The sequence below is a fragment of the Streptomyces kryoterrae genome (assembly GCF_054072135.1).
The window spans coordinates 6220244-6234332 of record NZ_CM133358.1; the positions used below are offsets into that span (position 1 = coordinate 6220244).

The 14089-nt window shown below is 70.8% G+C and carries 15 protein-coding genes and 1 tRNA gene; 12 read left to right on the forward strand and 4 right to left on the reverse strand.

Going from position 1 to position 14089, the window contains the following annotated elements; translation table 11 throughout:
- Window positions 1-75: 75 nt before the first annotated feature.
- The 9 genes from ACW4TU_RS27515 (at window position 76) to ACW4TU_RS27555 (ending at window position 8805) form a co-directional block, all read left to right on the forward strand.
- A complete protein-coding gene (locus ACW4TU_RS27515) occupies window positions 76-606 on the forward strand; it encodes a 4Fe-4S binding protein (protein WP_457430335.1) in 531 nt (176 codons plus the stop codon).
- Window positions 603-1259, forward strand: coding sequence for an NADH-quinone oxidoreductase subunit J family protein (locus ACW4TU_RS27520; RefSeq protein WP_457417447.1), 657 nt, complete (start codon window positions 603-605; stop codon window positions 1257-1259). The genes ACW4TU_RS27515 and ACW4TU_RS27520 overlap by 4 nt, the downstream gene beginning before the upstream one ends.
- On the forward strand, window positions 1259-1633 hold the full coding sequence (nuoK, locus tag ACW4TU_RS27525; RefSeq protein WP_457417448.1) for an NADH-quinone oxidoreductase subunit NuoK: 375 nt from the start codon (window positions 1259-1261) through the stop codon (window positions 1631-1633). Before ACW4TU_RS27520 ends, nuoK begins: the two co-directional genes overlap by 1 nt.
- On the forward strand, window positions 1630-3624 hold the full coding sequence (locus tag ACW4TU_RS27530) for an NADH-quinone oxidoreductase subunit 5 family protein (protein WP_457417449.1): 1995 nt from the start codon (window positions 1630-1632) through the stop codon (window positions 3622-3624). Before nuoK ends, ACW4TU_RS27530 begins: the two co-directional genes overlap by 4 nt.
- 6 nt (window positions 3625-3630) lie before the next feature.
- Entirely contained in the window at window positions 3631-5208 is a 1578-nt protein-coding gene (locus ACW4TU_RS27535) for an NADH-quinone oxidoreductase subunit M (RefSeq protein WP_457417450.1), read from the forward strand.
- Window positions 5205-6728, forward strand: a complete 1524-nt coding sequence (locus ACW4TU_RS27540) for an NADH-quinone oxidoreductase subunit N (protein ID WP_457417451.1) — start codon at window positions 5205-5207, stop codon at window positions 6726-6728. The genes ACW4TU_RS27535 and ACW4TU_RS27540 overlap by 4 nt, the downstream gene beginning before the upstream one ends.
- 160 nt (window positions 6729-6888) lie before the next feature.
- Entirely contained in the window at window positions 6889-7752 is an 864-nt protein-coding gene (gene htpX, locus ACW4TU_RS27545; protein ID WP_329276005.1) for a zinc metalloprotease HtpX, read from the forward strand.
- On the forward strand, window positions 7749-8144 hold the full coding sequence (locus ACW4TU_RS27550; protein WP_457417452.1) for a YccF domain-containing protein: 396 nt from the start codon (window positions 7749-7751) through the stop codon (window positions 8142-8144). The genes htpX and ACW4TU_RS27550 overlap by 4 nt, the downstream gene beginning before the upstream one ends.
- A gap of 64 nt (window positions 8145-8208) precedes the next feature.
- Entirely contained in the window at window positions 8209-8805 is a 597-nt protein-coding gene (locus ACW4TU_RS27555; protein ID WP_457417453.1) for an SMI1/KNR4 family protein, read from the forward strand.
- A gap of 15 nt (window positions 8806-8820) precedes the next feature.
- Here ACW4TU_RS27555 and ACW4TU_RS27560 read toward each other — a convergent pair whose 3' ends face one another.
- The gene (locus ACW4TU_RS27560; RefSeq protein ID WP_457417454.1) at window positions 8821-10107 is read right to left on the reverse strand and encodes an APC family permease; all 1287 of its coding nucleotides are present in this window, start codon (window positions 10105-10107) and stop codon (window positions 8821-8823) included.
- Window positions 10108-10279: 172 nt separating this feature from the next.
- On the opposite strand from ACW4TU_RS27560, the gene ACW4TU_RS27565 reads away from it, so the two are divergent.
- Window positions 10280-10546, forward strand: a complete 267-nt coding sequence (locus tag ACW4TU_RS27565; protein ID WP_457417455.1) for a GlsB/YeaQ/YmgE family stress response membrane protein — start codon at window positions 10280-10282, stop codon at window positions 10544-10546.
- 91 nt (window positions 10547-10637) lie between these two features.
- Here ACW4TU_RS27565 and ACW4TU_RS27570 read toward each other — a convergent pair whose 3' ends face one another.
- Window positions 10638-11126 carry a YajQ family cyclic di-GMP-binding protein gene (locus ACW4TU_RS27570; RefSeq protein WP_457417456.1) on the reverse strand — a complete coding sequence of 163 codons (489 nt, stop codon included), beginning with the start codon at window positions 11124-11126 and terminating at the stop codon, window positions 10638-10640.
- A gap of 236 nt (window positions 11127-11362) precedes the next feature.
- Between ACW4TU_RS27570 and ACW4TU_RS27575 the strand changes: the two genes are divergently transcribed.
- A tRNA-Tyr gene (locus ACW4TU_RS27575) sits at window positions 11363-11444 on the forward strand.
- A gap of 96 nt (window positions 11445-11540) precedes the next feature.
- A complete protein-coding gene (locus ACW4TU_RS27580; RefSeq protein WP_457417457.1) occupies window positions 11541-11783 on the forward strand; it encodes a hypothetical protein in 243 nt (80 codons plus the stop codon).
- Window positions 11784-11809: 26 nt separating this feature from the next.
- Here the strand turns inward: ACW4TU_RS27580 and ACW4TU_RS27585 are convergent, their stop codons facing one another.
- Entirely contained in the window at window positions 11810-12466 is a 657-nt protein-coding gene (locus ACW4TU_RS27585) for an SDR family oxidoreductase (RefSeq protein WP_457417458.1), read from the reverse strand.
- 89 nt (window positions 12467-12555) lie between these two features.
- Entirely contained in the window at window positions 12556-13797 is a 1242-nt protein-coding gene (locus ACW4TU_RS27590; RefSeq protein WP_457417459.1) for an amidohydrolase family protein, read from the reverse strand.
- Window positions 13798-14089 lie beyond the last annotated feature (292 nt).

The following is a 14089-nucleotide window of genomic DNA, read 5'->3' on the forward strand; positions in this document are numbered from 1 at the left end:
GAGCCCCTCCCGCCCGCCAGGTCCCGCATTCCCGGCATCGGCCTGGCCAAGGGCCTGGCCGTCACCCTCCGTACGATGACGAAGAAGACCGTCACCGCGCAGTACCCGGACGTCCAGCCCGACCTCCCGCCCCGCTCCCGCGGAGTCATCGGCCTCTTCGAGGAGAACTGCACGGTCTGCATGCTGTGTGCCCGCGAGTGCCCGGACTGGTGCATCTACATCGACTCCCACAAGGAGACGGTCCCGGCCGCCGCCCCCGGTGGCCGCGAGCGCAGCCGCAACGTCCTCGACCGCTTCGCCATCGACTTCTCCCTCTGCATGTACTGCGGTATCTGCATCGAGGTGTGCCCCTTCGACGCCCTCTTCTGGTCCCCGGAGTTCGAGTACGCCGAGACCGACATCCACGAACTCACCCACGAACGCGACAAGCTCCGCGAGTGGATGTGGACGGTCCCGGCCCCGCCCGCCCTCGACCCCGCCGCCGAGGAACCGAAGGAGATCGCCACCGCCCGAAAGACGGCGGAGAAACTGGCGACCACGCAGGCCACAGAGGCTGAGCCGCACGAGCCCAGCGTGTCCACCGAGCCGCAGGAGGGAACGTCGTGACCCTCGCCGCCGCAACCCACGGCTTCCTCTCCCCGACCGGCGTCGAGATCGCCTTCCTCCTTGTCGGCCTCGTCACCTTCGGCGCCGCGCTCGTCACCGTCACCACCCGGCAACTGGTGCACGCTGCCCTGTGGCTGGTGGTGACCCTCGGCGGCCTCGCCGTCGAATACCTCCTCCTCACAGCCGAGTTCATCGCCTGGGTACAGGTCCTCATCTACGTCGGTTCCGTCGTCGTCCTCCTCCTCTTCGGCCTGATGCTCACCAGGGCCCCCATCGGCCGCTCCCCGGACGCCGACTCCGGCAACCGGTGGGCCGCCCTCGCTGTGGCCCTCGCCTCCGCCGCCGCCCTGGTCTGGGTCGTCGTCGACGCCTTCCGCGCAACCTGGATCGACCTGGACGGCGCCGCCGCCGGTTCCACCGCAGTCACCGGCGCGAGCCTCTTCCAGAACTGGGTCCTCCCCTTCGAGGCCCTCTCCGTCCTCCTCCTCGCGGCCCTGGTCGGCGCGATCGTCCTGTCCCGCAAGACGAAGGCGGAGTCGAGCTCTCCCCTTGTGAACTCCCGAGCCGCGACCGGTGGTTCCCCCTCTGTCCCGGATTCCCGGAATCACCCGATCGAGCGAACCAGCCCGGCCGATCAGGAAGGTGCCCTCTGATGCACCTCGCCTATCCCGCCGTACTCTCCGCCCTCCTCTTCTGCACCGGCCTCTACGGCGTCCTGGCCCGCCGCAACGCGATCCTGGTCCTGATGTCCGTCGAGCTGATGCTCAACGCCGTCAACCTCAACCTCGTCGCCTTCGACGTCTGGCTCAGCAGAACCACCCGGGAGACCCTGCACTCCGGCCAGGCCCTCACCCTGTTCACCATCGCCATCGCCGCCGCAGAGATCGGCATCGGCCTGGCGATCGTCCTCGCCGTCCACCGGGGCCGCGGCACCGCGGACATCGACAAGCTCCGCGACACCGCCGAGCCGCACGGCCCCGACGAAGCCACCCTCACGGAAGACGAGAAGGCTGAGGCCACCGCGTGACCACGACCACCCTCGCCGTCCTCGTCCCCCTTCTCCCGTTCCTGGGCGCCGCGGCCGGCCTGCTCCTGGGCCGCACGGCCCCCGGCTTCGTACGCCCCCTCGCCGTACTGCCGCCCCTCACGGCGCTCGCCCTCGCCGTGGTCGTCGCCGTACGCCAGGGTGGCGACCGGGCCGTCGACGCCGCCACCGAGCTCACGCCCACCGGCTCGGTACCCGTCGAACTCGCCCTGCACATCGACGGCTTCGCCGCCCTCGTCGCCGTCCTGGTCGCCCTGGTCGCGACCTGTGTGCAGATCTACTCGACGGCCTATCTGCGCGACGACCCGCGCTACCCGTCGTACGCCGCTCTCGTCTCCCTCTTCACCTCCGCGATGCTGCTCGTCGTCTACTCCGGCGACCTGATGGTGCTGCTGGTCGGCTGGGAGATCATGGGCATCTGCTCCTACTTCCTGGTCGGCCACTACTGGGAGACCCCGGAAGCCCGCGCCGCCTCCCTCAAGGCCTTCCTCGTCACCAAACTCGGCGATGTCCCCTTCCTGATCGGCCTGTTCGCGCTCGCCACCGACGCCGGGTCCTTCCGGATCACGAAGATCCTCGGCTCCGTCGCGAGCGGCGGACTCGACCACCCGACACTGGTCGCCCTGCTGCTCCTGGCCGGCGTGGCGGGCAAGTCGGCGCAGTTCCCGCTGCACACCTGGCTCCCCGACGCGATGGCGGGCCCCACTCCCGTCTCCGCGCTGATCCACGCCGCGACGATGGTCGCCGCCGGTGTCTACTTCATCGCCCGGCTCCTCCCGGTCTTCGCGGCCTCCTCGGCCGCACTGGTCGTCCTCGCCGTCATGGCAGCCGTCACGATGACCGGCTCAGCCCTCGCCGCCCTCGCCCAGGACGACATCAAACGCGTCCTCGCCTACTCGACGATCGGCCAGCTCGGCTACATGACCGGCGCCCTCGCCGTCGGCGACCGCGGTGCCGCCGTCTTCCACCTCCTCACCCACGGCGCCTTCAAGGCGCTGCTCTTCCTCGCGGCCGGCGTGATCATCCACGCCTCCGGCACCAACTCGCTGGCCGCCATGTCCCGCATGGGCAACCTGCGCGCCCGCATCCCCGACGCCTACTGGACGATGACCGTGGCGCTCCTCGCGCTCGCCGCGATCCCGCCCTTCAGCGGCTTCTTCTCCAAGGAGTCCGTACTCGGCGCCGCCGAGGACGTCACCACCGGCCACGCCGGGGGCATCCCCGGTGCCGCAGGCTGGATCGTCCTCGTCGCAGGCCTGGTCTCGGCCCTGCTCACCGCCGCCTACGCGACCCGCCTGTGGCTGCTCGCCTTCCGCGGCCGGGGCGTCGAGGCCCCCGACCACGGAAGACAGCCCGTCGCGATGACATCGGTGCTCTGGGCGCTCGCGGTCCCGTCCCTCGCCCTCGGCGGGCTCGCCTACGGCAGGCTGCCCGACTGGTTCGACGGACACGGCCTGACCCCGACCCTCACCACCTCCGTCCTCGGCACGGGAACGGCCCTCGTCGGTGGCCTCGTCACCTACGGAGCCTGGCGCCAGCTCACCGCCCTGGCGGCCCGCGTCCCCCTGGGTGCGGTCGCGGCCCATCCGGAAGGGGACGGCGGCCTGGTCGAGGCCGAGGCCATCGCCACCCACACCCCCGCATACGGAGACATGGCCACCGCACCCGACCCGGCCGATCCCGGACGCCTCCTGCTCGGCCCGCTCCACCGCCACGCGGCCGTCGGCTTCCACCTGGACGCCCTGTACACGGCACTGTTCGTCCGCCCGGTCCAGGCCGCCGCCACCCTCGTCCGCTTCCTCGACCGAGAGGTCGTCGACACCTACGTACGCGGCGCGAGCGCCGTGCCCCGCCTGCTGGGTACCGCCGTACGGCGCGCCCAGACCGGCAACGTCCAGACCTATGTGAGCGCGCTGCTCGCCGGCACCGTCGTCCTGGTGGTCGCCGTCCTCCTCGTCGCCACGGGAGCGTGAGCAGGCGTGATCGATATCAACGAGTCAGTGATGCGGTTCCTTCTGGCATTTCTCGTCGTAGGCCCGCTGATCGGTGCCGTCGCCGCTCTCCTGCCGGCCCCGCCCGGACTGAGAGGGAAGTCGCCCGAGCAGGCCGTGCTGCGGCACGGCGTGACCGTCACCGGCGTGGTGCTCATCGCCGCGATCGTCCTGGCGCTCGGCTTCGACCACGACCATCCGTCGAAGATGCAGGCCACGACCGACATCAGCTGGATCCCCGCACTCGACGTGCGCATCCACCTCGGCGTCGACGGCATTTCCCTCCCCCTTCTGGTCCTGAGCGCGCTCCTGACCTTCCTCTGCGCGCTCTACTCCTACTTCAAGCTGCCCGTCGGCCCCTCCCCGAAGGCCTTCGTCGCACTCCTCCTCGTCCTGGAGTCCGGCACCCTCGCGACCTTCGCCGTCCTCGACCTGCTGCTGTTCTTCCTCGCCTTCGAGACGGTGCTCATCCCGATGTACTTCCTCATCGCCCGCTGGGGCGGTGAGCAACGGACCCGAGCGGCCTGGAAGTTCATCCTCTACACCCTGCTCGGATCCGTGGTCATGCTGCTGGGCCTGCTCCAGATCGGGATCAAAGCGGGCACGTTCGACATCATGGCACTCACCACTGACAACGGCTCAGGACTGACCACATCCGTGCAGGTCACCGCCGCTTTGGCGATCGGGATCGGGCTCGCGGTCAAGACGCCGATGTGGCCGCTGCACAGCTGGCTGCCGGACGCCCACACCGCCGCCCCGACCGTCGGCTCGGTCCTGCTGGCAGGCGTCCTGCTCAAGATGGGCACGTACGGGTTCGTACGCATCCTGCTGCCGGTCACACCCGACGGATTCCGGACGTTCGCGCCCTACCTCGCCGCGTTCGCCGTCGTCGGGATCATCTACGGATCCCTGGCCTGCCTGGCCCTCGCCCGGCAGGGCGCGAAGGGCGACCTCAAGCGGCTCATCGCCTACTCCTCAGTCGGCCACATGGGCTTCGTCCTGCTCGGCATCTCGACCATGACCCCGACCGGCGTGAACGGCGCCCTGTTCGCCAACATCGCCCACGGCCTCATCACCGGCCTCCTCTTCTTCCTGGTCGGCGCGCTGAAGGACCGCACGGGCACCACCGACCTCGACACCCTCGCCGACCGCACCGGCGCCGCCCTCTACGGCCGGGCCCCGCGCCTCGGCGGCCTCGTTGCCTTCGCCGCCGTCGCCTCGCTCGGACTGCCCGGCCTCGCCGGGTTCTGGGGCGAGATGCTGGCCCTGTTCGGCGCGTTCGACCCCGCCGACGACCTCAGCCGCCCCGCCTTCCTCACCTACACGGCGATCGCCGCCTTCGGCACCCTGCTCACCGCCGCCTACATGCTCATCGTCGTACGCCGCGTCTGCATGGGCGCCGCCCCGCAGCCGGACGCCCCCCGGCTCGCCGACGTACAGACGTACGAACTCGCGGCCTGGACCCCGCTCGTCGCCCTCACCGTCGTCGCCGGACTCTGGCCGAAGGCCCTCCTCGGCCTGACCGACCCGGCCGTGCAGCAGCTCCTCTCAGGAGGCCCCCGATGAGCTCCCCGGCCCAGTCCGCGGCTCAGTCAGTCGTCCAGTCCGTCGACTGGCTCGCCATCGCGCCGCCCACCGTCGCGGCCCTCGTGGGGCTCGCCGTGCTGGTCGCCGACCTGTTCATCGGCGACAACAGGAAGGCACTCCTCGGCTGGACCTCGGTCGCCGGCCTCGCCGCGTCCGGCCTCCTCCTGCTGCCCCTCCTGGACGGCGACCGCTCCACCTTCTGCCTCACCGGCAGCACGCACGCGTGCAGCTACACGGCCGACCGCTTTACCCTCGTCATCCAGTTCCTGGTGCTCGGTGGCGCGCTGCTCGCCGCCCTTCTCTCGGTCACCGCCCTCAAGGACGCCGACCGCGGACTCCCCGAAGGGGAGTACTGGTTCCTGCTGCTGTCCTCCGCCGCCGGAGCGGCCCTGCTGCCCGCCTCCCGCGACCTCGCGACCCTGATCGTCGCCCTGGAGGTCGCCTCCCTGCCCGCCTTCGCCCTTGTCGGCATCCGGCACGGCGACCGGAAGTCCTCCGAAGCGGCCCTGAAGTTCTTCCTGTCCTCCGTGACGGCGACCGCGGTCAGCCTCATGGGCATCAGCTTCGTGTACGCGTCCACGGGCACCCTCTACCTCACCGAGATCGCCGACCGGATCCAGCACGTCGACCCGCAACTCCACACCCTCGCCCAGGCGGGCGTCGTCCTCACTCTCATCGGCTTCGCCTTCAAGACGGCCGCCGTGCCCTTCCACTTCTGGGTACCCGACACCTACGTGGGGGCGCCCCTGCCGATCGCCGCCTACCTGTCGGTCGTCGGCAAGGCCGTCGGCTTCTCCGGCCTGATCCTCGTCACGGTCGTCGCCTTCCCGTCGTACGCGGACGTCTGGGGCCCGGCACTGGCAGCCCTTGCCGCGCTCACCATGACCGTCGGCAACGTCGGCGCCCTGCGCCAGCAGAGCACGCGCGCGTACAGCGCGGTACGCCTGCTCGCCTGGTCGTCCGTCGGCCAGGCCGGCTACCTCCTCGTACCGATCGCCGCCGCCGCGTACTCCGACGACGCCCAGAAGACGATCGGCTCCACCGTCGCGTACGCCCTCATGTACGCCGCCGTGAACCTCGGCGCCTTCGCCGTGGCGGCCCTGGTGGCCCGTACGAAGCCCCTGAACCGCGTCAGCGACTACCGGGGCCTCTACGCCACCCGCCCCCTCGCAGCGCTCGTTCTGGGCTTCTTCCTGCTGTGCCTCGCCGGCCTGCCGCCGGGCATCATCGGCCTCTTCGCGAAGGTCACCGTCTTCTCCGCGGCCGTCGACGCCGGACTCGGCTGGCTGGCCGTGATCATGGCCGTCAACGTGGTGATCGCTCTCTTCTACTACCTCCAGTGGACGGCCCTGCTCTTCCGCACCCCCGAGGGAGCCGAGGAACGCCACCGCGTCCCGGCCCCCCTCACGGCCGCGATCGCCCTGACCGCCGTCCTCGGTATCGCCCTCTCCGGCGCACCCCAGCTGGTACTGCGCTTCGCCGGCACCGGCCTCTTCTGACCCCCGACGCCCGCACGCGCGCGTGGACCACCCGGACGGCTCACGCGCGCCTGAGAGCGCGCAAGGGAACTGCGAATCCCCGCCTGGCGTTGACCAGTACGGAAGGGTCCACTGGACCTGACATCAGGGTTCCCCTGCCGCACCACCAGGAGGGCGTACCGTGCACCGCCGGCACAACGGGCTCAGGACAGCCCTGCTCCTCGGGGGACTGTCCGCACTCATCATCGTCATCGGCAGCTTCTTCGGCCGTACGGGCCTGGTGATCGCACTCTTCGTCGCGATCGGCACCAACGCGTACGCGTACTGGAACAGCGACAAGCTGGCTCTACGCGCGATGCGCGCCCGCCCGGTGAGCGAATTCGAGGCCCCGGCCCTGTACCGCATGGTCCGTGACCTCTCCACCCAGGCCCGCCAGCCCATGCCTCGCCTGTACATCTCGCCCACCGAAGCGCCGAACGCGTTCGCCACGGGCCGCAACCCGCGCAACGCGGCGGTGTGCTGCACCGAAGGCATCCTGCACATCCTGGACGAGCGCGAACTGCGCGGCGTCATCGGCCATGAGCTGAGCCATGTCTACAACCGCGACATCCTCATCTCGTCGGTCGCCGGCGCGCTGGCCTCCGTGATCATGTTCCTGGTCAACTTCGCCTGGCTGATCCCGATCGGCCGCTCGAACGACGACGACGGCCCCGGCATCCTCGGCATGCTGATGATCATGATCCTGGGTCCGCTCGCGGCCACTGTCATCCAGCTCGCCATCAGCCGCTCCAGGGAGTACGAGGCCGACGCGTCGGGCGCCCAGCTCACCGGCGACCCACTGGCCCTCGCGAGCGCCCTGCGCAAACTGGAAGCGGGCACGAAGCAACTCCCGCTGCCCCCCGAGCCCCGTATCGAGACCGCGAGCCACATGATGATCGCGAACCCCTTCCGCCCAGGCCAGGGACTCTCCAAGATGTTCTCTACGCACCCGCCGATGGCGGAGCGCATCGCCCGGCTCGAAAAGATGGCAGGTCGCCACCAGTGAAGACAATCCTCAACGTCATTTGGCTCGTCCTGAGCGGCTTCTGGCTGTTCCTCGCCTATCTGGCGGCCGGCGCGCTGCTCTGCATCACGATTATCGGAATTCCGTTCGGAATCGCGGCTTTCCGGATCGGTGCCTACGCCTTGTGGCCCTTCGGCCGCACGACGGTCGAGCGGCGCGACGCGGGCGCCCCCTCCTGCATCGGCAACGTCCTGTGGCTGGTTCTCGCGGGCTGGTGGCTCGCCCTGGCCCACGTCGTCACCGGCGTTCTCCTCTGCATCACGATCATCGGCATCCCGTTCGGCATCGCCAACTTCAAGCTCATCCCCGTCTCGCTGCTGCCGCTGGGCCGCGAAATCGTGCCGACGGACGAGCCGTTCAGCTCGCGCTGGTAGCGAGCCGCCCGCCGGTTGTCCACAGGCCGCCGCGATTGTCAGTGGCGGCCTGCATGATGAATCCATGACCGAGATCGAGCAGTTGCTGACACGGGTGGCCGCTGAGGCACGCGACACCCGGCCGTGGGGCTGGCCTTCACTGCCCGCCCCCGTTGACGCGGCCACGCTCGACCGTGCCGAGACCGCCCTCGGTTTCCCGCTGCCGCCGCTCCTCGCCGAGCTCTACCTCCGGATAGGAGACGGCGGATTCGGCCCGTCCTACGGCCTGTTGCCCCTGCTCGACAGCTCGTCCGCCGGTGAGCCGCCCGTCGTCGCCCAGTACCTCGCCAACCGCGAGGAGACCCGCAAGGACCCGGACTGGCCCTGGCCCGAGGGCATCCTGCCGATATCCCACTGGGGCTGCGGGATGTACGCGTGCGTGGACTGCCGCACCCGGGAAGGCACCGTACTGCTCTTCGAACCGAACACCGCCGACGCCGACCACGCGTGGTATGTCGACGCCCCGGACCTCGCGAAGTGGCTGGCCACCTGGCTCGACGGTTCGGGCTGGTACGAGGAGTCCAGCGACGATACGGACCTGGAGCCCTGGCCCGAATTCCGCATACGTATGGCGACGGCGGCGGCGACAGCGACACCGCCTGCGCCGGCCCAGCCCTCGTAGCCGACGCGAGTTCCGTCAGCCGTGAGGCCCGGCCGACGCCCGCGAATCATTCGTCGCCGACCACCACCGCACGCCGTACGCGACCGCCCCCAGGCCCAGCACGCCCGCGCCCACGACCACCGACACCCCCGGAAGCGCGAACGCCAGCGTCACACAGCCGAGGAACCCCACCGCCGGCACCAACCGGGACGCCGGAGCCGAACTCAGCGTCCAGGCGGAGGCGTTGGCCACCGCGTAGTACGCCAGAACCCCGAAGGAGGAGAAGCCGACAGCACCCCGTACGTCCACCGTCGCGGCCAGCACCGCGACCACCGCGCCCACGGCCAGCTCGGCCCGGTGCGGCACCTGGAGGCGTGGATGCACGGTGGCCAGGGCGCCGGGCAGATGACGGTCACGGGCCATGGCCAGCGTCGTCCGTGAGACACCCAGGATCAGGGCGAGCAGCGAGCCGAGCGCGGCCACGGCGGCACCTGCCCGGACGACAGGCACCAGCCCCGGCACGCCCGCCGCCCGGACCGCGTCGACCAGTGGGGCGGTCGCCTGCCCGAGCCCACCAGACCCCAGCACGGAAAGGACAGCCACCGACACCGCCGCGTACACCACCAGCGCGATGCCCAGGGCCGTCGGGATCGCGCGCGGGATGGTGCGCGAGGGATCCCGGACCTCTTCGCCGAGGGTCGCGATCCGGGCGTACCCGGCGAACGCGAAGAACAGCAGCCCCGCCGCCTGAAGCACTCCGCCCACACCCCCGGAGGCCCCGGCCTCCAGTCGGCCGGCATCGGCGGCGTCGGAGGTCAGGCTCACCACCACCACGGAAGCGAGGACAGTGAGGACCACCGCCACGATCGCCCGCGTCAGCCAGGCGGACTTCTGGACACCGCCGTAGTTCACCGCGGTCAGCGCCACCACGGCCGCGACCGCCACCGCGTGCGCCTGACCCGGCCAGACATACGTGCCCACAGTGAGCGCCATCGCCGCACAGGAGGCCGTCTTCCCGACGACGAACGACCAGCCCGCGAGATAGCCCCAGAAGGCGCCGAGCCGCTCCCGCCCGTACACGTAGGTGCCACCGGAGGCGGGATAGAGCGCGGCCAGCCGGGCGGACGACATGGCGTTGCAGTAGGCGACCACGGCCGCCGTGGCGAGCCCGAGCAGCAGCCCGGACCCCGCCGCGCGTGCCGCGGGTCCCAGGGCCGCGAAGACACCGGCCCCGACCATCGAACCGAGCCCGATGACCACGGCGTCCCCGACGCCCAGCGTGCGGCGCAGTTCAGGGGGCGATTGGGCACCGGGCTGTGTCATGTGCCGCACCCTACTGACCGGTGCAACCGCCAGGCACCGCGTTGACGTCGTGTACAGCAACACGACACGAACACCGCACCAACCCGAACGCACAGACACGACGAGACCGACAACGTCGCAAGTCACAGCGCCGGGACAGTTCGAGCACAGCACAGAGGGGCAGGTTCAGGACATGGGCATCATCGGCTGGATCATCCTGGGGCTGTTGGCCGGGGCCATCGCCAAGTTCCTGCTGCCCGGGCGCGACCCGGGCGGTTTCATCGGCACGACGGTCATCGGCGTCGCGGGCGCGTTCCTCGGCGGCTGGATCTCGGCGCGCTTCCTCGACCACCCCATCAGTAAACAGTTCTACGACGGCACCACGTGGGCGGCGGCGATCGGCGGATCGCTGGTGCTGCTGATCGCGTACCGCCTTCTGTTCGGCAACTCGCGCGACTGACCGCGTACCTGGCCGGGCGCCGGGGTCCGCAGCAGGCAGAAGGGAGGGGTGGGCGTCGCAGGGCGCCCACCCCTCTTCAACCCCTCGTGGACTACCGGTAGTTCACGAACTGCAGCGCGAAGTCGAAGTCCTTGCCCTTGAGAAGGGCGATGATGGCCTGAAGGTCGTCGCGGTTCTTCGAGCTGACGCGCAGCTCTTCCCCCTGGACCTGGGCCTTCACGCCCTTCGGGCCCTCGTCGCGGATGATCTTCGCGACCTTCTTGGCGTTCTCCTGGGAGATGCCCTCCTCGATCGAGGAAAAGATCTTGTACTCCTTGCCGGAGAGCTGCGGCTCACCCGCGTCCAGGCACTTCAGCGAGATGCCGCGCTTGATCAACTTGGTCTCGAACACGTCGAGGACCGCCTTGACCCGTTCCTCGGAGTTCGCCTCCATGAGGATCTTCTCGCCGGACCAGGAGATCGAGGCACCCACACCCTTGAAGTCGTAGCGCTGGGAGATCTCCTTGGCGGTCTGGTTGAGGGCGTTGTCGACCTCCTGCCGCTCGACCTTCGAGACGATGTCGAAACTGGAGTCGGCCATGTCCTGTGGCTCCTTGTATGGGGTGCGTGTCGGAAACTGTGGGGTGCGTATCGGCATGCGTGGGCACAGCAGCCGAGCCCGGTGTACGTCCCGGGCCGCATCCGCACAAGGGTAGCCACCCCCTCCCCTCCGGGCGCCGCTCAATCGGGTGGCGAAGCACCCCTACCCATCAGGTATCGTTTACGTCGTTGCCACGGAGCGCCGCCGAAAAGCGGTTCGAAAGGGCAGCAAACCCTGGCGGTGTGCCCGAGCGGCCAAAGGGAGCAGACTGTAAATCTGCCGGCTCAGCCTACCCAGGTTCGAACCCTGGCGCCGCCACAGGTGAGAGAGACCCTCTTTTCTCTGCGATTACGCAGAGAAAAGAGGGTCTTTTCGTTGCGGGCGCCCGCTGAAGCCATGAGGGAGAGTGACCCCATGCCATCGCAGTCACGGCCGTCGTTCGTGTCGTCGTCCCGTCGCCGGAGCTGTCCCGAGTGCCGGCGGGAGATCGCTGTCGTCGCCGGGAGGTTCGCGCGGCACGATCCGCAGGGAGCCCGGGGGAGCGGTGAACTCGTTTCGTGTCCGGGGTCGCGGCGGCAGGCGGAACTCGGGGCGGCCCAGCCGTCGTTGGACGGGTACGTCCCACCCGCATTCCCCGGCCAGCTGCCCCTCTTCTAGAGTCCCGGCCCCTCGACCGGCCGTCCTCAGTTTCCCGCCACCGACTTCACCGCCACCGAAACCGGCGTCGAACCGCCGATCAGCTCCAGTGTCAGGCCCGCCGTCGCCGGAGTGTCCAGCAGCTCGGTGAGGACGGCGGCCACGTCGTCGCGCGGGATCGCGCCGCGCCCCGTGTCGGCCTCCAGGCGTACGCGGCCCGTGCCGGCGTCGTCCGTCAATGCGCCGGGGCGCAGGATCGTCCAGTCGAGCGCGTCCAGGCCGCTGACGTACGCGTCCGCCTCGCCCTTCGCCCGCTGGTAGACGTCGAAGACGTCGTCGCCCCGATGGGCCGGATCCGCGCCCATCGACGACACGACCACATGTCTGCGCACTCCCGCCCGAACCGCCGCGTCCGCGAACAGCACCGCCGCTCCCCGGTCCACCGTGTCCTTGCGGGCCGTCCCGCTGCCCGGGCCGGCGCCCGCCGCGAAGACCGCCGCGTCAGCGCCCCGCAGCAGCTCGGCGACCTCGTCCACCGACGCCGCCTCCAGGTCGCACACGACCGGTTCCGCGCCGGCCGCCCGCAGGTCGTCGCCCTGTTCGGGGCGGCGGATGATGCCCGCGACCTCGTCACCGCGCGCGGCGAGCAGACGCTCCAGCCGCAACGCGATCTGACCATGACCTCCAGCGATGACAATGCGCATGCCTTCGACCGTACGCCCCGCCGAACCCGTTCGCCGCACAGTCCGTACGACGTCCGTCCGCTTCGCCGAAGCCTCACCCTTCCCTTGCCTCACGACCGCCCCGTACGCCCCTGCCGCGGCAGGTCCAGCGCTGCCACCGCCGGTGTGTTGCAGTACTCCCGTACCGCGCTCGTCCGTGCCACAACGCGCCCCCTGTGCACCACGAACCGGCTGTAGGCGAGGGACAGCGCGCCCGCCAGACGGTCGCCCCGGACCGCCAGCAGTTCAGCCGGGAAGCCCGCCTCGACCCGCACCTCCGGCAGGCCGAGTACCGCCCTCGCCGACGCGCTCACGGCGTCGTACGCCTCCTCCGGGCGCAGGCCGTGGCGGGACGCGAGCAGGTACGCCGCCTCCAGGGGGTCCCCGCGGCCCACCGGGTTCGCCACGTCGCGCAGCGCGCCGCTGCCCGCGGCCACCCGCACCCCGGCCGCCCGCAGCAGACGTACCGGAGCCGTGGCACGGCGTTCAGCGCCCCCGCAGCCGCCCTGGGGGAGGCACGTCACCGTCACGCCCGCCGCGGCGAGCTGGTCCGCGGCCCGTGAGGCCACCTCGGCGGGCAGCCGGCCGAGGCCGCCGCAGGGGCCGATGGTCACGCCCGGGCGCAGGCCGCCCGCCATCGCCGCCAGCCGGGCCAGGCGGGCCGGGTCGTCACCGTCCGTGTGCAGGTCGACCGGGCAGCCGTGTTCCGATGCGACCTCCAGGACCGCCTCCACGTAGCCGGTCGGATCGGGGTCGCGGTCCGGACAGCCGCCCACCACCGACGCGCCCATCTTCACCGCGTCCCGCAGCATCGCCAGACCGTCCGCCCCGGCGGCGCCGGTCAGCACGCGCGGCATCGCCACCGCCGTCAGCTCGGCGAGGCCACGCAGCGCCCGCCGCGCCTGCAGTACGGCGGCCAGGGCGCCCAGCCCCGGTACGTCGCCGATACGGACGTGCGAGCGCAACGCGGTGGCCCCGTGGCCGAGTTGCAGCAGCGCGGCCTCGGTGGCCCGGCGCTGGACGTCCTGGGGGTCGTAGGAGACCGGGCCGTCGGCGTCGGCGGACAGGGCCGTGTCGCCGTGCGCGTGCGGTTCGGCGGGGGCCGGCAGGAGGAGGTAGCCGCTGAGGTCCACGCGGGTGGCGTACGCGCTGAGGCTGCCGACCGTGCCGACCGCCTCGATACGACCGCCGCCCAGCCGTACGTCCACGGTCCGGCCGTCGGTGAGATGTGCCCCACAGAGGAGGAGCGCTGCCGGGTCCCCCGAAGGAGCGGGCGACGAGGAGTGGGGCGGCTGCGGCTGGCTGTCGGGCATCGCGCTCCTGTGCTCGGGGGCGGCTGCGCGCAAGCGGGGACACAAGATCACGCAGAGTGAGTCGAGCCTAGGGCGGGCATCCGCCCCTGTTGCGGAGGAGCGCAATAGTCGTACCGGTGTGGTCCGCCGGCTCGGAAAGATCGCTGGCGAGGGGGTGTGTAAGGGGTCGTGGGAGGGGTTGCGGGAGAGGGCTTTGAGGCCGCTGGGGGAGGGGTTCCCGAACCGCCGACTGAGCGCGGAACGCGGGCCGGAACAGGCCCGGGTGGGTGCCGCGAAACGGATTTGGGTGAAC

Bases quoted from the DNA above. Each gene is read 5' to 3' on its own strand.
- ACW4TU_RS27515 (WP_457430335.1), top strand. From the start codon at position 76: ATGACGAAGAAGACCGTCACCGCGCAGTACCCGGACGTCCAGCCCGAC.
- nuoK (WP_457417448.1), top strand. From the start codon at position 1,259: ATGCACCTCGCCTATCCCGCCGTACTCTCCGCCCTCCTCTTCTGCACC.
- ACW4TU_RS27540 (WP_457417451.1), top strand. From the start codon at position 5,205: ATGAGCTCCCCGGCCCAGTCCGCGGCTCAGTCAGTCGTCCAGTCCGTC.
- ACW4TU_RS27555 (WP_457417453.1), top strand. From the start codon at position 8,209: ATGACCGAGATCGAGCAGTTGCTGACACGGGTGGCCGCTGAGGCACGC.
- ACW4TU_RS27560 (WP_457417454.1), bottom strand. From the start codon at position 10,107: ATGACACAGCCCGGTGCCCAATCGCCCCCTGAACTGCGCCGCACGCTG.
- ACW4TU_RS27565 (WP_457417455.1), top strand. From the start codon at position 10,280: ATGGGCATCATCGGCTGGATCATCCTGGGGCTGTTGGCCGGGGCCATC.
- ACW4TU_RS27570 (WP_457417456.1), bottom strand. From the start codon at position 11,126: ATGGCCGACTCCAGTTTCGACATCGTCTCGAAGGTCGAGCGGCAGGAG.
- ACW4TU_RS27580 (WP_457417457.1), top strand. From the start codon at position 11,541: ATGCCATCGCAGTCACGGCCGTCGTTCGTGTCGTCGTCCCGTCGCCGG.
- ACW4TU_RS27585 (WP_457417458.1), bottom strand. From the start codon at position 12,466: ATGCGCATTGTCATCGCTGGAGGTCATGGTCAGATCGCGTTGCGGCTG.
- ACW4TU_RS27590 (WP_457417459.1), bottom strand. From the start codon at position 13,797: ATGCCCGACAGCCAGCCGCAGCCGCCCCACTCCTCGTCGCCCGCTCCT.